This is a genomic window from Collinsella sp. i05-0019-G5 (genome assembly GCF_042851345.1).
In the GTDB taxonomy this organism is placed as follows: domain Bacteria; phylum Actinomycetota; class Coriobacteriia; order Coriobacteriales; family Coriobacteriaceae; genus Collinsella.
The window spans coordinates 1,044,829-1,063,045 of sequence record NZ_AP031421.1; the positions used below are offsets into that span (position 1 = coordinate 1,044,829).

14 protein-coding genes and 1 other RNA gene are annotated in these 18,217 nt (G+C 59.8%); 10 read left to right on the forward strand and 5 right to left on the reverse strand.

The features are described 5' to 3' along the window. Positions 1 to 34: 34 nt before the first annotated feature. Positions 35 to 1,432, reverse strand: a complete 1,398-nt coding sequence (locus tag ACGHIZ_RS04760; protein ID WP_390449583.1) for an aminopeptidase — start codon at positions 1,430 to 1,432, stop codon at positions 35 to 37. Between the two features lie 166 nt (positions 1,433 to 1,598). Between ACGHIZ_RS04760 and polA the strand changes: the two genes are divergently transcribed. After that, on the forward strand, positions 1,599 to 4,343 hold the full coding sequence (gene polA, locus ACGHIZ_RS04765) for a DNA polymerase I (protein WP_390449585.1): 2,745 nt from the start codon (positions 1,599 to 1,601) through the stop codon (positions 4,341 to 4,343). A gap of 345 nt (positions 4,344 to 4,688) precedes the next feature. Here the strand turns inward: polA and ACGHIZ_RS04770 are convergent, their stop codons facing one another. Beyond that, positions 4,689 to 5,516 carry a Cof-type HAD-IIB family hydrolase gene (locus tag ACGHIZ_RS04770; protein ID WP_390449588.1) on the reverse strand — a complete coding sequence of 276 codons (828 nt, stop codon included), beginning with the start codon at positions 5,514 to 5,516 and terminating at the stop codon, positions 4,689 to 4,691. Between the two features lie 555 nt (positions 5,517 to 6,071). Between ACGHIZ_RS04770 and ACGHIZ_RS04775 the strand changes: the two genes are divergently transcribed. The 4 genes from ACGHIZ_RS04775 (at position 6,072) to ndk (ending at position 10,033) form a co-directional block, all read left to right on the forward strand. After that, complete coding sequence (locus ACGHIZ_RS04775) at positions 6,072 to 7,298, forward strand: argininosuccinate synthase (RefSeq protein ID WP_035138001.1); 1,227 nt, start codon at positions 6,072 to 6,074, stop codon at positions 7,296 to 7,298. Between the two features lie 233 nt (positions 7,299 to 7,531). After that, the gene (locus ACGHIZ_RS04780; protein ID WP_156058436.1) at positions 7,532 to 7,702 is read left to right on the forward strand and encodes a hypothetical protein; all 171 of its coding nucleotides are present in this window, start codon (positions 7,532 to 7,534) and stop codon (positions 7,700 to 7,702) included. Positions 7,703 to 7,820: 118 nt separating this feature from the next. Further along, a complete protein-coding gene (argH, locus tag ACGHIZ_RS04785) occupies positions 7,821 to 9,251 on the forward strand; it encodes an argininosuccinate lyase (protein ID WP_390449593.1) in 1,431 nt (476 codons plus the stop codon). Positions 9,252 to 9,628: 377 nt separating this feature from the next. After that, a complete protein-coding gene (ndk, locus tag ACGHIZ_RS04790; RefSeq protein WP_055251725.1) occupies positions 9,629 to 10,033 on the forward strand; it encodes a nucleoside-diphosphate kinase in 405 nt (134 codons plus the stop codon). 180 nt (positions 10,034 to 10,213) lie between these two features. On the opposite strand, the gene rpiB is transcribed toward ndk, so the two are convergent. Beyond that, positions 10,214 to 10,681: a ribose 5-phosphate isomerase B gene (gene rpiB / locus ACGHIZ_RS04795; RefSeq protein ID WP_035138007.1), complete on the reverse strand. Its 468-nt coding sequence runs from the start codon at positions 10,679 to 10,681 to the stop codon at positions 10,214 to 10,216. Positions 10,682 to 10,951: 270 nt separating this feature from the next. Here rpiB and ACGHIZ_RS04800 point away from each other — a divergent pair, with 270 nt between their 5' ends. Further along, positions 10,952 to 12,271, forward strand: coding sequence for a serine dehydratase subunit alpha family protein (locus tag ACGHIZ_RS04800; protein ID WP_161194720.1), 1,320 nt, complete (start codon positions 10,952 to 10,954; stop codon positions 12,269 to 12,271). Here ACGHIZ_RS04800 and ACGHIZ_RS04805 read toward each other — a convergent pair. Beyond that, positions 12,268 to 13,002, reverse strand: a complete 735-nt coding sequence (locus ACGHIZ_RS04805; protein ID WP_390449598.1) for an HAD family hydrolase — start codon at positions 13,000 to 13,002, stop codon at positions 12,268 to 12,270. The genes ACGHIZ_RS04800 and ACGHIZ_RS04805 overlap by 4 nt on opposite strands. Before the next feature lie 339 nt (positions 13,003 to 13,341). Between ACGHIZ_RS04805 and rpsA the strand changes: the two genes are divergently transcribed. The 3 genes from rpsA (at position 13,342) to ACGHIZ_RS04820 (ending at position 16,045) form a co-directional block, all read left to right on the forward strand. Continuing rightward, positions 13,342 to 14,508, forward strand: a complete 1,167-nt coding sequence (gene rpsA / locus ACGHIZ_RS04810) for a 30S ribosomal protein S1 (RefSeq protein ID WP_022095232.1) — start codon at positions 13,342 to 13,344, stop codon at positions 14,506 to 14,508. A gap of 323 nt (positions 14,509 to 14,831) precedes the next feature. Further along, positions 14,832 to 15,193, forward strand: an RNA gene (gene rnpB / locus ACGHIZ_RS04815) — RNase P RNA component class A. A 213-nt stretch (positions 15,194 to 15,406) separates the two neighbouring features. Next, positions 15,407 to 16,045, forward strand: coding sequence for a YigZ family protein (locus ACGHIZ_RS04820; RefSeq protein WP_192934556.1), 639 nt, complete (start codon positions 15,407 to 15,409; stop codon positions 16,043 to 16,045). 67 nt (positions 16,046 to 16,112) lie between these two features. On the opposite strand, the gene ACGHIZ_RS04825 is transcribed toward ACGHIZ_RS04820, so the two are convergent. Further along, positions 16,113 to 16,559, reverse strand: coding sequence for a C-GCAxxG-C-C family protein (locus ACGHIZ_RS04825; protein ID WP_117635734.1), 447 nt, complete (start codon positions 16,557 to 16,559; stop codon positions 16,113 to 16,115). A 233-nt stretch (positions 16,560 to 16,792) separates the two neighbouring features. Between ACGHIZ_RS04825 and ACGHIZ_RS04830 the strand changes: the two genes are divergently transcribed. Further along, positions 16,793 to 18,076, forward strand: a complete 1,284-nt coding sequence (locus tag ACGHIZ_RS04830; protein WP_117629414.1) for an O-acetylhomoserine aminocarboxypropyltransferase/cysteine synthase family protein — start codon at positions 16,793 to 16,795, stop codon at positions 18,074 to 18,076. Positions 18,077 to 18,217 lie beyond the last annotated feature (141 nt).

Genomic DNA, 18,217 nt, shown 5'->3' on the forward strand with positions numbered 1-18,217 from the left:
AGTCTGTATTTCACCGCAACTGATGAAGGGTTGGTTACGCGCGCTCGATGAAGGCCTTGTAGCCGCGATAGGCCTCGTAGATATCGGCCTTGTTGGCGACCTCCCACAGGGCGTGCATGGACAGGACGGCAACGCCGGAGTCGATGACGTTCATGCCATACTCGGCCATGATGTAGGCGATGGTGCCGCCGCCACCCGCGTTGACGCGGCCGAGCTCGCAGGTCTGGAAGTCCACGCCTGCCTCGTCCATGATGTCGCGGATGAGGGCCACATACTCGGCGTCGGTGTCGTTGGAGCCGCCCTTGCCACGGCTGCCCGTGTATTTGTTAAAGCACAGGCCGCGACCCATAAAGGCGGCGTTCTTGGTCTCGAACTTGCCGGCGTAGCCCGGGTCAAAGCCGGCGGACACGTCAGAGGAGAGCATGCGGCTGCGGGCGAGTGCGCGGCGCAGGGCCAGCGGGCTGCTCTCGCCGGCGAGCGTCATGATCTCGGCGACGGTGTTCTCGAAGAAACGGCTCGTCATGCCGGTGGCGCCCACGGAGCCGATCTCCTCCTTGTCGACGATGAGCGTGATACTCGTACGCTCGACGTCTGCCACGTTGATCTGGGCGAGCATGGAGGGGTAAGCGCAGACGCGGTCGTCGTGGCCATAGCCCAGAATCATGGAGCGGTCGAGGCCCATGTCACGGGCGGGGCCGGCGGGCACGACCTCGATCTCGGCGGAGAGGAAGTCCTCCTCCTCGACGTCGTACTGCTCCTTGAGGATATCCAGGAACATCTGCTTGACGGGCTCCTTGGGAGCGTCCTTGTCGTCCTCGTCAAACTTGACGGGGCGGCCGCCCACGATCACGTCGAGGATCTCGGCGTCGACGGCGTCCTTGGCGGGCTTGGCCATCTGCTCGCTCGAGAGGTGGATCAGCAGGTCGGAGATGGTAAAGACCGGGTCGTCGGCCTTGTCACCGATGTTGATGTCGACGGTGGTGCCGTCCTTTTTGCAGATGACGCCCACGAGTGCGAGCGGGGAAGCGACCCAGTGGTAGCTCTTGACGCCGCCATAGTAGTGCGTGTCGAGATAAGCCATGTCGCCGGCCTCGAAGGCGGGGTTCTGCTTGAGGTCCAGGCGCGGCGAGTCCACGTGGGCGCCCAGGATGTTAAAGCCCTGCTCGAGCGGGGCGGTGCCCAGGTTGACGAGCATGAGGTCCTTGCCGTGGTTGGCGGCGTACACCTTGTCGCCGGCCTTGAGCGCGCGGCCCTCGGCGATCACGGTCTCCAGATTGACGTAGCCCGCCTCCTCGGCCATCTTGATGCCGGCCTTGACGCACAGGCGCTCGGTCTTGTTCTCACTCAAAAACTGCTTATAGCCGCGGCAAAGCTCCTCGAGCTCCTCGATCTGCTGTGGCGTGTACTTTTTCCATGCGCTGGGACGCTCCATGACGCAGGCTCCTTTCGGATCGATCGTGCTGGTTGATGTACCGTGAGCCATCGTATCACGCGCGGGCCCGCGGCGGCAGGGAAGCCTGATGTGCGGTGGCCGCGGGGCGGGGAGCGTGTAAACTGGTGTGAGCAAACCGTGCCCAGCCCAAAGCGAGGTATTCAATATGTCTGAAAAGCGCCGTACCTTTGCCGTCATCGACGGCAACTCGCTCATGCATCGCGCCTTCCACGCCGTGCCGCCGACCATGAACGCGCCGGACGGTCGCCCCACCAACGCGATCTTTGGTTTTCTGAACATGTTCCTCAAGATGATCGATGCCTTTAATCCCGACGGCGTTGTCGTGGCGTTTGACAAGGGCAAGCCGCGCGTGCGTATGGAGATGCTGCCGCAGTACAAGGCGCAGCGCCCGCCCATGGATCCCGACCTGCACGCGCAGTTCCCCATGATCAAGGAGCTGCTCGCCGCGCTCAACGTGCCGATTCTGCAGTCCGAGGGCTGGGAAGGCGACGATATCCTGGGAACCATGGCGCGCTTGGGTGAGGAGGCCGGCTGCGACATGCTGCTGGTGACCGGTGATCGCGATATGTATCAGCTCGTGACCGAGCACGTTAACGTGGTCTCGACCCGCAAGGGCCTGTCCGACGTGGCGATCATGACGCCCGAGAGCGTGGACGATCTGTATCACGGCATCACGCCGGCGCTCGTGCCCGACTTTTATGGTCTGAAGGGCGACACGTCCGACAACATCCCCGGCGTGCCGGGCATCGGCCCCAAAAAGGCGAGCGCGCTCATTGCGCAGTACGGTAGCCTGGATGAGGTCATCGCACACGCCGACGAGGTCAAGGGCAAGATGGGAGAAAACCTGCGCGCACACATCGACGACGCGCTGCTGAGCCGTAAGGTGGCGACCATCCGCACCGATGCACCCGTTGAGCTCGATTTTGAGGCGACGTCCTTCCCGGCGTTTTCCGCCGATGAGGTTTCCGCGGCGCTGGGCACGCTTGGTATCACCGCCATGCAGAACCGTTTCTTGGCGCTGATCGGCGGCGAGGGCGGGGCAGCTGCCGGCACGTTTGAGATTCCCGCCGTTTTGCGCGCAGCCGCCGGCGATGCTGGCGCGCTTGGTGCCGTTGCGGCTGAGGTCTCCCGCGTGATTGATGCCGGCGAGTGGGTCGCCGCCGTGGTGGACGATGACAAGGAAGAGGGCGCGCTCTTTGGGCTGACGCGCACGCTGTGGTTGGCGACGTCCAAGGGCCTGTTTGCGCTCGAGGAGGGCGACAGCGGTGCGGCGGCTGAGGTTGAGGGCTTCAACTTCGCCCACGGCGTGATTGCCGGCGTGCTCGCGCGTCTGTTTATGAAAGGCCGTGTGGCGAGCCCGGATATGAAGGCGCTTCTGCATGAGCTTTCGCCCATCGATTCTTCTGAGCTCGAGCTCATGGATCCGCTGGCAGTCGATTCCACGCGCATCTTCGATACCGTTGTTGCCGCCTACCTGTTGGATTCCGACCGCTCCGAGTTTGATGAGGTGTATCTGGCCGATACGTATCTGCAGATGGCGCTGCCTGCGGCGCGCGGCGCAGAGGGTGCTGGCGAGGACGCTCCTGCGCCCGCCGCTCGCACGGCGGCCTTGACGCTGGCGCTGGTTGCACCGCTGCGTGACCGCATGGCCCGCGAGAACGCCGCCAACGTGTTCGATGGGATCGAGATGCCGCTCGTGCCGGTGCTTGCCAAGATGGAGCGCGCGGGCATGCTCGTGGACCCCGACCGCCTGCACAGTCTGTCCGAGGGCCTGGCGACCCAGATTGCCGAGGTCGAGCGCAGCATTCGCGACCTGGCCGGCGACGAGACCTTTAACATCGGCAGCCCCATGCAACTCTCGCACGTGCTGTTTGATGTTATGGGACTTCCGACCAAGGGCCTCAAAAAGACCAAGCGCGGCTACTATTCGACCAACGCCAAGGTGCTGAGCGACCTTGCCCGCGACCACGAGATCGTGCGCCTGATTTTGGACTGGCGTGAGAAGTCCAAGATTAAGTCGACCTATCTGGACACGTTGGGCCCGCTGCGCCGTGGTGACGGGCGTGTGCACACCACGTACAACCAGACCATCACCGCGACGGGGCGCCTGTCTTCGAGCGACCCCAATCTGCAAAACATTCCGACGCGCTCGGAGCTGGGGCGTACCGTCAAGACGGCGTTCTCGGCGGGCGAGGGCAGCGTCTTTTTGGCGGTGGACTACTCGCAGATTGAGTTGCGTTTGCTGGCGCATCTTTCGGGAGACGAGCACCTGGTGCGCGCCTTTAACGAGGGTGAAGACTTCCATGCCGAGACGGCCGCGCGCGTGTTTGGCGTGCCGGTTTCCGAGGTGACGCCCGACTTGCGCAGCCGCGCTAAGGCCGTGAACTTTGGCATCGTGTACGGTCAGCAGGCCTACGGTCTGTCGCAGTCGTTGCACATCTCGATGGCCGAGGCGCGCGACATGATCGACCGCTACTACGAGGCCTACCCGGGTGTGCGTACGTTCCTCGACAGCGTGGTGGCACGTGCCAAGCAGACGGGCTACGCCGAGACCATGTACGGCCGCCGGCGTCATATTCCGGAGCTCAAGGCCAAAAACCCGCAACTCCGCGGCTTTGGCGAGCGCACGGCCATGAACCACCCCATGCAGGGCACCGCGGCCGACATCATCAAGATCGCCATGGCCCGCGTGAGCCGCCGCCTGGAAGAAGAGGGTTTTGCCGCCCACATGATCTTGCAGGTACACGACGAACTGGACTTTGAGTGCCCCGTCAACGAAGTCGAGCGCCTAACCACCATGGTCCGCGACGTCATGGAACACGTAGTAGACCTCCGCGTACCGTTGATCGCCGAAGCCAGCACCGGCATAACCTGGGCCGACGCGAAATAGGGAAGCACTCCGTAAGGCAAGCTCGCCCAAGACGCAAGCCCCCACATACTTAAGATTTGGGACAAACACTACTGATTAATTTGTCCCACAGTAACCAAAACAGAGGGGAGCCCCTTCCAACAAGGGGCTCCCCTCTGCTCAAATCATTTCAGCTAAGTATCTAGACACTCAAGACGCCATCTTGGCGGCAGGAAAGTAAACCTAGGACCTGGCCGGGCGGCGCGGATTAGTTTTTCGTAGATTCCGCACGAGCCGGAAAGCACTTAATGTGCTTTCCGAGCGAGCCCAGGACCTGACCGAACGAAAAACTAATCCGCGCCGCCCGGCCAGGTCCGACGAGCCACGTTACCGAGCCGCCAGGATGGCGTCGATGAGCGTCAGTACGCCCCCGTCGTTGTTGCTCGGAATACGCCATTTGGCGTGCGCGTTCATGTGCTCCTCGGCATTATCCACGATAAAGCTATGCCCGACGCGCTCCAGCATGGGGATGTCGTTGTACGTATCGCCCACGGCGGCGGCATCGGCGATATCAATGCCCAGCTGCTCGCACAGATGCGCGACGCCGGCGCCCTTGTCGACACCCAGGTTCATAAAGTCGATCCACTCGCGGCCGGCATTGGTGACATAGAGCTGATCCGAGAACGCGGGGTTATAGGTCTCGCGGAACGCGGGCTCGGCATCGTAGGCGGGGAAAAAGATCGAGATCTTATTGGACTCGATATCAAGGCCCTCAAAGGTGTCGACATAGTTGATCGTGTTGTAGTAGACGCTGATCTCGTCGTGGTATTGATGGTCGCGGGCGAGCACATAGAACTCGTCGTAGCAGCACAGGACGGGAACGGCGCGCGGGTCCTCCGAGGCACGAGCAAGCACCTGCTGATACAGCGCCACATCGATGTTGCTCTTATAGATATAGCTGCCGCGATAGATGACGCAGGCTCCGTTGTCGGGACAAAAAGCAAGGCGGTTCTTAATGTTCTCGAACATTTCCTCGAGTTTGGGGGCGGGGCGTCCGCTGGCGGGGCAGAATACAATGCCTGCGTCGGCGAGCTTGTCCAGGCGCTCATCAAGACCCTGCGGCAACACGCGCTTGTCGGTGAGCAGCGTCTTGTCCATGTCGACGGCGAGAATCTTAATGCTTCCGATATTGGTGTCCGATTCGTAAGTTTGCATAAAAGCGCGCCTTTCGTTTCGAAATTGTTTCAGACGTTATAACCATCAACCAGTAACTGAGCGTATTGTCGCAGGAACGGAGCGTATTTGCACCACGCTTCACAAAGTAATGAAAAAACTTTTCAGAAATTTGAATTTGTCGCTTGTGCTGCGGGCACTTTAGCGTAATATAGCGACCATCGAAAACGGAGACGGAAATACAACCGCTTACCGAAGAAAAGGTACCGTTTACGATATTAGAATTGCGCCCGGCGATAGGTGAAAGGAGAGGCAGATGCAGTTCGTAAAGATCATCACCACTGCAGATAATGCCATCCGACGCCAGCGCGCAATTTCCCGACGACGATAGCAATCGTCTCTGTTCGTATGGGGTGAAATGCCCCAACAGAGCCATTTTGAGGTCGTTGGGTTTTAGCACGATATAAACGCATGTTTCAAGGGCATGCTGTGCTGCTTTTTTGCTATTTAACCTGATATTGCACGGTTTTTTGACCTCGAAATGACTTGCAACTGACCGATGTTCTAACTAGCTACCAAGGGCGAAAGGAAACAGCCATGAGCAAGGAAAAAGTCGTTCTCGCATATTCCGGTGGTCTTGATACATCCGTATGTGTCAAGTGGCTCCAGGACGAGAAGAATCTCGATGTCGTTTGCGTCTGCGGCAACGTGGGCCAGGAGGAGACCGGCTTGGATGCCAAGAAGCAGAAGGCGCTTGACCTGGGCGTTCTCGATTGCCAGGTGCTCGACCTGCGCGACGAGTTCTCCGATGAGTTCCTGACTAAGGCCATCGCCGCAAACTCCATGTACGAGAACAAGTACCCGCTGCTCTCCGCGCTGTCTCGCCCGCTGCTCGCCAAGAAGCTTGTCGAGGTCGCTCACGAGTTTGGCGCGACCTACGTCGCCCACGGCTGCACCGGCAAGGGTAACGACCAGGTTCGTTTTGAGGCTGCCGTCAAGGCCCTCGACCCCGAGCTTAAGGTTATCGCCCCGGTTCGCGAGTGGGATCTGAAGTGCCGTCCCGATGAGGTTGCCTATGCTCACGCCCACAACGTGCCGGTTCCCGAGGGCGCCAACGACAACCCCTATTCCATCGACGACAACCTGTGGGGTCGCGCCATCGAGTGCGGTCACCTGGAGGATCCCTGGAACGAGCCGCTCGACGACGCCTGGGTTATGACCAAGAACCCCGAGGACACGCCGGACACCCCGACCTACACCGAGATTGAGTTTGAGGCGGGCAAGCCTGTCGCCGTCGATGGCAAGAAGATGAAACTCTCCGAGATCGTCATCGCCCTCAACAAGATTTCGGGTGACAACGGCTTTGGCCGTCTCGACCTGGTCGAGGATCGTCTGGTGGGCCTCAAGAGTCGCGAGTGCTACGAGGTTCCTGGCGCCCTGACGCTCATCACCGCCCACAAGGCGCTCGAGGACATCTGCGTCGAGGGCGACCTGCTCAAGACCAAGATTAAGCTCGAGCAGGATTGGGCCACCGCCGTGTACAACGGCCAGTGGTACAGCCCGCTCAAAAACGCGCTCGATGCCTTTATGGCCGACACCCAGAAGTTCGTGACCGGCACCGTCCGTCTGAAGTTCTTTAAGGGCAACTGCCATGTCGTCGGCCGCAAGAGCCCGTTTAGCCTGTATGACTACGGTCTGGCTACCTACGACCGCGACACTACGTTTGACGAGAAGGCCAGCGCCGGCTTTATCGAGATCGATACGCTGTCGCTCAAGACGTGGGCTAAGGTCCAGGGCCCCAGCTCTGCTGCCGCCCAGGCCTAGCGCCTCCTTCCTTTGGTATCCGCGCGGCCCATCCGCGTGATACATAACGGGCGCATGGGGTCCCTACCTCTCGTTATGCTTGCTGACACTTCTTAACATCGGTGGCCCCTACGTTCCGCCCGCATATATGATGCCGCGTCTGCGGCTGAGTCCGAGCCCCGCCGGGGTTGTCCGGCGGGGCTCCTCCTATCAATTTGACGGCCCTGCGCCTATATATATGGGGAGTATCCATTATGTTCAATGCTATCGCGCATGCTTTACTTGCCCTCGCGCCCGAGTTCGATGCTGCAAAGGTCGAGGACGTTCCTATGAGCCTAAAGGCCTGGATCGATGGTTCGCAGGGCAACATTCGGAGGGAGACGTTGGGCGCCAAGTGCATGGCGCGTCACTTCTTTGCAAATTAGCTATATGGCCTCGCACATGGTGGGGAATATGCAAAACTAGCGGTTGAGAAATCGCTTTAGCGACAGGGCGCATTGCTTTGGGCGCTTGTTTTGGGATTTGATGAAAGGGGACGGTTCCATGGCTCTTTGGGGCGGTCGTTTTGAGGCAGGCGTGGCCGAGGTCACGCAGGAGTTTGGCGCGTCGTTGCCGGTTGACAAACATCTCTATAAGCAGGATATCGCCGGATCTAAGGCACATGCCAAGATGCTGGCGGCCCAGGGCATTATCAGCGCCGAGGACGAGCAGGCGATTGCCGAGGGCCTGACCGGAATCGAACAGGATATCGATGCCGGCAACTTCACCTTTGATATCAACGACGAGGACATTCATATGTCCATCGAAAGCGAGCTGACGCGTCGTATCGGCGAGGCTGGCAAGCGCTTGCATACTGGGCGTTCGCGCAACGACCAGGTGGCGACCGATACGCGCCTGGGCGTCAAGACGCTGGCCAAGGAGCTCATGGAGGCCAATCTTGAGCTGCGCCATGTGCTGGTGGATGCGGCCAAGAAGTACGACAAGGTGATTCTTCCGGGCTACACGCATATGCAGCACGCTCAGCCCGTGCTGCTCTCGCATCATCTGCTGGCGTATTCCTGGATGTTCGCGCGCGACTTTTCGCGCCTGAAGGCCGCCTTTGATGCCGCCGACAACTGCCCGCTGGGTGCTGCCGCGCTTGCCGGTACGAGCTATCCGCTCGATCGCCAGATGACGGCTGCCGAACTTGGCTTTGCGGGTGTGATTCCCAACTCGCTCGATGCGGTTTCCGACCGTGATTTCCTGCTCGATCTGCATTACGCCGGCTCCGTCATGGCCATGCACCTGTCGCGTCTTTCCGAGGAGATCGTGCTGTGGTCGAGCTCCGAATTCGGCTTTATCACGCTTTCCGACTCGTATTCCACCGGCTCGTCTATCATGCCGCAGAAGAAGAACCCCGACTTTGCTGAGCTTATCCGCGGCAAGAGCGGTCGCGTGTACGGCAACCTGGTGCAGCTGCTCGTGACCATGAAGGGCCTGCCGCTTGCTTATAACAAGGACTTGCAGGAGGACAAGGAGGGTGCGCTCGATACCGCCCATACGCTCATGCAGTGCCTGTCGGTTATGGCCGGCATGATCTCGACCTGGACTGTCAACGAGGACGCCATGGCGCGCGAGTGTGGTGTGGGCCACTTGGCAGCCACTGATGCTGCCGATTACCTGGCAAAGCGCGGCCTGCCGTTCCGCGAGGCACATGCCGTGGTGGGTCATCTTGTCCTAATGTGTGAGAAGCGCGGCTGCAATCTTGAGGACCTGCCGTTTGAGGTGTTTCAGGAAGCAAGTCCGCTCTTTGAGCGCGACATTACCGAGGCACTCGACATCCCGTCGATTGTCGCCGCGCGCACGACCGAGGGTGGTACCGCCCCTGCTGCCGTTGCCGTGCAGTTGGGAAGAGCCGAGGCGCAGCTCGCGGCCGATGAGGGTGTGTTTGGCTCGTTATCCAAGGTCGTCGAGATGGGCCACGGAGCTAATTAGCTTATTGGATGCGTCTGTCTGGTGTGTTCATCATATTTTGCCTTTACGGGTGCCCGCTACGGTGGGCACCCGTTTTGTTATAGAGAAGAAAGGAGCTTGTCGAGAACTTCTGTAGGACATTTGCGCAGGTTGTGAAGGGGGTGCGTTCACGGGCGACAATCGACCGCCCGTTCTGTTCGTTGCAGTTGAAAGTGGGACGGATGGTACTCTAGTCGGGCTTCGAAACAGAAGTGACACATATGGAGCGCTTTAATAAATAATAACGCTTCAATAAACGGCTTTTTGTTTAACTGCAGCTAGAACTCTGTTACGATGCAGTCCAGGCGGGTGCCGGAATGGGACTTGGGCACGCGCGAACCTACTTGAAAGGCTACCTTATGGCTATCGAGAAGACCTTCATCATGATTAAGCCCGACGCCGTGCGCGATCGCAAGATCGGCGAGATCGTTGCTCGCATTGAGCGCAGCGGCCTTGTTATCGAGCGCATGGAGATGACCACGCTCGAGCGCGCTACCGTCGAGGAGCACTACGCCCATCTGGCCGACAAGCCCTTCTTTGGCGGTCTCTGCGACTTTATGACGAGCGGTCCGGTCGTCAAGATGGTCGTTTCCGGCCTCTCCGCTGTCTCCAAGATGCGCACCCTTATGGGCGCCACCAACCCGCTTGATGCTGCCCCCGGCACCATTCGCGGCGACTTTGCTGTCGATGTCAACGCCAACGTGATCCACGGCTCCGACTGCCTGGAGAACGCCGAGATCGAGATCAAGCGCTTTTTTGGCTAAACCAGCTTTGACTCCTTAAAGCTGTTAGCGTGTGGCTTGGGCGCCGCGGAACTTCATCCGCGGCGCCCTTTTTATTCCAGTAGACTTTTGGTAAACCCCCACAAATCTACTAAAGAGCCCCCGTCCGGATGTTTCTTCCGGGCGGGGGCTGGCGTTAGCGTCGTATGGCTTTGTGAATCTTTAGGCCTCGTCGACGATCTTAAGGCCGCGCGTGTGGTCGATCTCGTTGAGGAGGTTAACGCGACGCTCGTGACGGCCGCCCTCAAACTCGGCGTCGAGCCACTCGTCGACGATCATCTTGGCGAGCTCGGAGCCAACGACGCGGGCGCCAAAGGCGAGCACGTTGGTGTTGTTGTGCATGCGCGAGAGCTTGGCGCTGAAGGGCTCGGAGCACACGACGGCGCGTACGCCCTCGACCTTGTTGGCAGCCAGGCTGATCCCGACGCCGGTGCCGCAGATCAGGATACCCAGGTCAACGTCGCCGTTGGCAACGGCCTTGCCCACTTTGTAACCGGCGATGGGGTAGTCGAAGCTCTCGGAGGTGTCGGTGCCAAAGTTCACGACCTCGCAGCCGCGTTCCTTCAGGTGCTCGGAAATGATGTTCTTGAGCTCGACGGCGGCGTGGTCGTTACCGATACCGATCTTCATGGATGGTTCCTCTCTGGTCTGTGCGGCGCAAATGCTAAAGGTGTTTACCGCGTTCGACTGCATGATAGCGCGACTTTTGCGTAAACGCTCGGGCGTTTTTTGGTCAAACGCTTTAGCAGGCAACAAGACCGGCCTCTCATGAATAATGCCGCCAATTTGTGCTTGAGCGCCGTCCGCCGGAACCGTGGTTGCGGTTTTTGATGCATTGTTATCAAATAAAGGAGCCAACTATTTTGAGAGTCCAGCCCGTTATGCAAGCAGGAGATACCTATGCCTACCGATTCCATCCGTGATGCCGCGTTTTGCGATGTTTTGAACCGCGAGCTTGTCTGTGCACTCGGCTGCACCGAGCCCATTGCCGTTGCCTATGCAGCGGCGCTGGCGAGCCAGACGCTCGGTTGCGAACCCGATCATATGGATGTTGCCTGCTCGGGCAACATTATCAAGAACGTTAAGAGCGTGACCGTGCCCAACTCGGGCGGTATGCACGGTATTGAAGCCGCGGCCGTGCTGGGTGCCGTGGGCGGCGACGCTAAGAGCGCGCTCGAGGTGCTCGAGAGCGTTAACGATGAAGACCGCGCTCGCGTGGCCGAGCTCCTCGCCGACGCCGGCTACTGCGATGTGTCGCTTGTCGAGGGTGTGCCCAACCTCTACATCAAGGTGACTGCGACGTCCGGGGGCCATACCGCGGTCGTCGAGATTACCGATCACCACACTAATGTCACGTGCCATACGCTCGATGGTATTCCGGTATGCGGCAAGTCGGCGGGGGAGTGCGCCGCCTGCGCCGAGCGCGTGGTGGCCGAGCGTGCGGCAGATAACGCCGATACGCCCATGTCCATTGATTCCATCATCGACTTTATCGAGGACGGTGACATTGAGGGCGCCCGCGCTGCCGTTGAGCGTCAGATTGAGCTGAATGGCGCAATCAGTGCCGAGGGCCTTGCGCACGCTTGGGGCGCCGAGGTGGGTCGTACGCTGCTGGGTGCTCGTGCCGATGACGTCGCCTGCCGTGCCCGTGCCCGTGCGGCCGCCGGGTCCGACGCCCGCATGAACGGTTGCGCGCTGCCGGTCGCCATTGTGTGCGGCTCGGGCAATCAGGGCATTACCTGCGCACTGCCCGTCATGGAGTATGCCGAGTACCTGCGCTGCGACCACGAGCGCCTGGTGCGTGCCGTGATGCTGTCCGATCTCATTGCCGTGCATATCAAGAGCTACATTGGTGCGCTCTCGGCGTTTTGCGGCGCTATTTGCGCTGCGTGCGGTGCCGGTGCCGCGATTACCTGGCTGTGCGGTGGCACGCGCGAGCAAATCGGTGCGACGGTCTCCAATACGCTCGGCAATGTGGGCGGCATCGTGTGCGATGGCGCCAAGGCGAGCTGTGCCGCCAAGATCTCGGCTGCCGTCGATGCAGCGATCCTGGGCCATGATATGGCCATGCAGGGTCGCGGCTTCCGCGCCGGCGAGGGCCTGATCCAAGATACCGTTGAGCAGACAATCGCCAGTATGGGCTACGTAGGCCGTGTGGGCATGAAAGATACCGACGTCGAGATCCTCAACATCATGATCGGCAAAACCCAAGTGTGCTAGGACAGTTCGTCGGCTACTTGGTGCTCGTAGAAGGCCTCTACTACGGCGTTAAAGTCGCGGGCGAAGCCTTCCATGGTTCCGCGCCAGGTGACTCGGTTGGGCTTGCCCTGGCCTACATAGGCAGTCTGAATGCCGCAGGCGGGGCTAGGGAAGTCGCGTTTGGGATCGTTGCCCACCATAAGGACCTCGTGCGGTTCGAGCCCCATCACCTGAAGCTGCTCTAGATAGTAGGTGGCATCAGGCTTGCAGCGGGTGGCGTTTCCCATGTGCGTGACGAGCTCAAAGGGGGCGTCGGCCAGGTCGCCCCAACCCATGCGGCACTCGATGGCCCCCTGCGGAAAGCTGGGGTTGGTAAAGAGCGCGCAGCGCAGCCCTGCGCCCTGTACGGCCTGGAGCGCGGCGTGTGCGCCCGGCATGGCATGGGCGTTGATGAGTTCGTCATTCTTGTACGGAAGAACTTCGCGGTCGTAGTAGGTAAACGCCTCGTAGATAAGTGGGTCCGAGAGGCAAATCCCGCATCGGCGCTCGACCTCTTCTTGGTAAAACTCAAGATTGGTGCGGTTGTCCGTGCCGCTGCGGCGATTGGCGTTGAGGTCGACCAGGATGGTGCCGAGGCGTGCCATCGTGCCACCGCGGCTGCGGCGCCCGATATCCGCGAGCATCGAAGAGACATCCTTAAAATAGCGAAGGATGAACGCGTTGAGGTTGATGCTAAGAAGCGTTTCGTCCATATCGAAAACGACTGCTTTGAGCACGCGGGCACCTTTCTCGAAAAATCGATCTAGAATCGTTGGCTCCGGATACTTTACCCCAAAGCCGAATGCCTGGCTGGTTATCGTCAAGTTGCGGAGACGTGTGTTCATAAGATTACGAAAAAGTCTCCACACGAGTAAAAAATCGCAGTTCACGCTTGAAATCGAACTCATTTCCCCGTAACCTATACGAACGTGATTGCATAAGCGTCACATTAGTATCTGTCGGCTCCCGAGTGTTCCTAAACGTTGTGTGCTTGTCGCACCCTTCTGTAGGTCCTAGCAATCGGGGCCCCGTAGTTCGAAAGGGGTCCACCTTTGAGTGAGATTCAGAACTCGTCCATTTTCTCTCTTGACGATGTCAACGAGGAGGAGATGAACAACCTCATCGACGGTACGATTACCGACTTTGATGAGGGCGATCTCGTTAACGGCACTGTCGTTAAGATCGAGCATGACGAGGTGCTCGTTGACATCGGATTCAAGTCCGAGGGCGTTATCCCGGTCCGCGAGCTGTCCATCCGCAAGGACGCTAACCCTGCAGACATCGTTGCACTCGGTGATCCCATCGAGGCTCTGGTTCTCCAGAAGGAGGACAAGGACGGTCGTCTGGTCCTGTCCAAGAAGCGTGCCGAGTACGAGCGTGCTTGGAACCGCATCGAGGAGAAGTTCAACTCCGGCGAGAATGTCGAGGGCGAGGTTATCGAGGTTGTCAAGGGCGGCCTGATCCTCGACATCGGCCTGCGTGGCTTCCTGCCCGCTTCCCTCGTCGACCTCCGTCGCGTCAAGGACCTCACCTCCTACATGGGCACCCGCATCGAGGCTCGCGTCATCGAGATGGACCGCAACCGCAACAACGTCGTCCTCTCCCGTCGCGTCGTGCTCGAGGAGTCCCGTAAGGCCGAGCGTTCCGAGATCCTGTCCAAGCTCAAGTCTGGCATGCGTCTCCAGGGCACCGTTTCCTCCATCGTCGACTTCGGCGCCTTCGTCGACCTCGGCGGTATCGACGGCCTCATCCACATCTCCGAGCTCTCCTGGAACCACGTCAACCATCCTTCCGAGGTTGTCAAGGTCGGCCAGGAGGTCGAGGTCGAGGTTCTCGACGTCGATCTCAACCGCGAGCGCATCTCCCTGGGTCTCAAGCAGACCACCGAGGATCCGTGGCGCGCACTGGTCAAGAAGTACCCCGTCGGCGCTATCGTCGAGGGCACTGTGACCAAGCTTGTCCCGTTCGGCGCTTTCGTCGACCTGGGCGAGGGCATCGAGGGCTTGGTGCACATCTCCGAGATGGCCAACAAGCACGTCGATCAGCCTTCTCAGGTCACCCACGTGGGCGACAAGGTTCAGGTCAAGGTCATGGAGATCGACCTCGACCGTCGTCGTATCTCCCTGTCCATGAAGTCCGCTGCTGAGACTCTGGGCGTCGAGATCGAGGTTACCCCGCTTCCTTCCGAGAAGAAGGACGAGGAGACCGACGCCGAGTAAATCGGTTTGACGATCACTTGTTTTAAGGGATCCGTCCGTAATGGACGGGTCCCTTTTTGCATTTGGCGCCGAGATGCGCAATGCTGCCGGGCTGTCCACAGGCTATTGGATTGTCGGTGCATGAAAAAAGCCGACATCCCGCCTCGGGGAGGAGGCGGGAACACACCGAGTAGACGGAGGGGTGCGGAGCGCGGTCGCGTCTCGACTGACGACGTTGCCCATCGACAGGACCATTGTAGCGCATGGCGGTTCTTGGTTTATCGTGTCGAGCGTTTGCGTTGTGCCATTGCCTGCGGCAACGGTGTGTTACACTTTTGCACTGCTGAGTGGGCCAGACGGTCGCGCGATGTGCTGCTTGCAGTACGCGTGAGGAAAGTCCGGGCTCCAGAGGGCGGGATGCCGGCTAACGGCCGGGCGGAGTGATCCGACGGAAAGCGCCGCAGAAAAGAAGACTCCCACCTGCGCCGCAAGGCGTAAAGGGAAAAGCTGAAACGGTGGTGTAAGAGACCACCAGCGTCGTGGCAACACGGCGGCTTGGCAAGCCCCATCCGGAGCAAGCGCGAATAGGAACGCTATGGGCCGGCCCGGTCCGCGTTCGGGTAGCGTGCGTGGAGCTGCACGGTAACGTGCAGACAAGATAAATGACCGTTCACGACAGAACCCGGCTTATCGGCCCACTCGGCACTTTGTTGACGCTGCGAACCCGTCAGCGCGGCAATCTGCCTTTCAAACCTTCGGGCATGACCATAAGGTCAATGCCCTCGGCTTTCAAGGCACCTTGCTCGCGCTGACGGGTTCTCGCTTTCGTTGACGGAATCATCGGCGTTGCCATTCTTTTTACTAGGGTTATCGTATTATTGAGGCTGTTTGTTGCCGCGCTTAGTTTTGTTGAGGGGCTTTGTTGGACAGCTATTTTACTCTGCAATCGAATATTGAGGTTTCGGGCGAGTTTGTGGACCGCAAGAGCCGGTTTATTGCCCAGCTGGTCCATATTGAGTCCGAGGACGAGGCGAATGCCTTTATCGAGATGGTTCGCAAGCGTCATTACGACGCTCGACACAATGTTCCCGCGTGGATTTTGGTCGATGGACGCGAGCGCCAGAGCGATGATGGTGAGCCGAGCCGCACGAGCGGTATGCCGACACTCGAGGTGTTGCGCGGTGCGGAGCTCAAAAATGTTTGCTGCGTAGTGACACGCTATTTTGGTGGTACGTTGTTGGGGCCCGGTGGCTTGGTACGCGCCTATACCGCGGCGACGCAGGCGGCGGTGGCCGCGGCTCAGGAGGCCGGGCAGATCGTCGAGATGACGAGTGTCGTGCCTGTTGACGTGCATGTGGCCTATCCGCAGTATGAGCAGGTGCTTCGCTTGGCCCAGGATTCCGGTGCCAAGGTTTCGGATACCGAGTACGCGGATGCCGTGACACTTCATTTGGTGTTTAAGGCGGGGGAGCAGGGGTCGTTTTGCGCTAAGATGCGCGAGCTTATGGCGGGGCGCGAGGAGATTGAGGTCAGCACTCCCGAATTTGCCGAGTTCTAACGGCGACGGTCGGCGTGCTTTTGGACGGATCCCAAGCACACCGACCGTCGTTTTATGTCGCTGCCGTTTACTCGGCGAGCTGCTTTAGTACATCACAGGCGATTTCGACGGCATCGTCGATGCAACCGGGACAGCTGCGGAGCGGACCCTTGTCCGATCCGATGCCCTTGAGCGTGCCGCAGACGGTCGTCGTGTTCTTCTCGCCAAAGCGCTTGGCAATCTCGCGCGACAGTTTGTAGGTCTGGCCCTTGGTCTTGGGGTTTTCCATGCCATCGCTCATTACAAAGCCCATGATGGCCACGGCGCCCGAGATGGCACCGCAAGTTTCGGTCATGCCGCCCATGCCGGCGCCAAAGCCCTCGGTGAGGGTAAAGGCGACCTGGGGGTCGAGCCCGACGGCGGGCGCGAGCGTGCAGGCGACGGCCTGCGCGCAGTTAAAGCCGCGGGCGTGGTATTCGGCAGCCTGAGCCTGGCAGGTGGCAGTGTTGAGCTGAGTGGTATCAATCTGCTTCATCGGTGTCTCCTTGATTGCGGTGTACCCGCCTATGGTACCCTTGCTGGCGCATTCGCTTATCGAGACCGCAGTGCATATCTCATTGTTTTTCGCCATCGAACACTTTCTTAAGATTTGGGACAAATAAACCTGATTAATTTGTCCCATAACCTATCGGCGGGATGGGTTGAGAGGGGTGCGGGGTAGCGGTATTGTGAACCGAATAAAACAAAACCCAAGTAAGGGAGTTGGATATGTGCGAGCAGACTATCGGTACCACGTGCGTTCAGGGCGGCTATCATCCGGGCGATGCGGAGCCGCGCCAGGTGCCCATCTACCAGTCCACCACGTGGAAATACGACACGTCCGAGCACATGGGCAAGCTGTTTGACCTGGAGGAGTCGGGCTACTTCTACAGCCGTCTGCAGAATCCCACGTGCGATCTGGTCGCCGCCAAGATCTGCGAGATGGAGGGCGGCACCGCTGCGATGCTCACGAGTTCGGGCATGGCCGCGAACTTCCTCGCGATCTTTAACGTGGCCGGTGCCGGTGATCACGTGGTCGCGAGCTCTGCTATCTACGGCGGTACGTATAACCTGCTCGCCCACACCATGGGCCGCATGGGCGTGACTTGCACGTTTGTCGCCCCCGACTGCACCGATGAGGAGCTGGAGGCAGCCTTTGAGCCCAATACCAAGCTCGTCTTTGGCGAGACGATTGCCAACCCCGCCCTTGCCGTGCTCGATATTGAGCGCTTTGCCAAGGCCGCGCATGACCACGGCGTGCCGCTGATGGTCGACAACACCTTCCCGACGCCCGTGATGTGCCGTCCCTTTGAGTGGGGCGCCGACATCGTCACGCACTCTACCACCAAGTACATGGATGGGCATGCGGCCTACCTGGGTGGCGTGATCGTCGACCACGGCCAGTTTGACTGGATGGCCCATGCAGACAAGTTCCCGGGTCTCACCACGCCCGACGAGAGCTATCACGGCGTGACCTATGCCGAGAAGTTCGGTCGCGAGGGTGCCTTCATTACCAAGGCAACCGCTCAGCTCATGCGCGACCTCGGCCCCATGCAGAACCCGCAGGCGGCGTTTTTCCTGAATAGCTCGCTCGAGAGCCTGCATGTGCGTATGCCGCGTCATTGTGAGAACGGCCTGGCCGTTGCTAAGTTCCTGCAGAGCCATCCCAAGGTGCGCTTTGTGAGCTATCCGGGCCTGGAGGGCGATAAGTACTATGACCTGGCTCAGAAGTACATGCCCAACGGTACCTGCGGCGTCGTGAGCTTTGGCTTTAACGGTGGTCGCGCGGCGGCCGAGACCTTTATGAAGAGCCTTAAACTCGCCCAGATCGCCACGCATGTGGCCGATGCTCGCACCTGCTGCCTGCATCCCGCTAACGCTACGCACCGTCAGATGAACGATGAGGAGCTCATCGCCTGCGGCATCTCCGCCGACATGGTGCGCCTGTCGTGCGGCCTCGAGGACACGGCCGATCTGATTGCCGACCTTGAGCAGGCGCTCGAGCAGTGCTAGGCTAGCTTCTCGTATGAAGCGACGGAGCCTCTTGGGGTTCCGGTGACATATAGTTCCGATTCCGTAGGCGGGACCCCAATCGCGACTGTTCGCAGGCGATTGGGGCCCCGTTTTTTGCGTTGTGCCACTCGAAAGGATGGA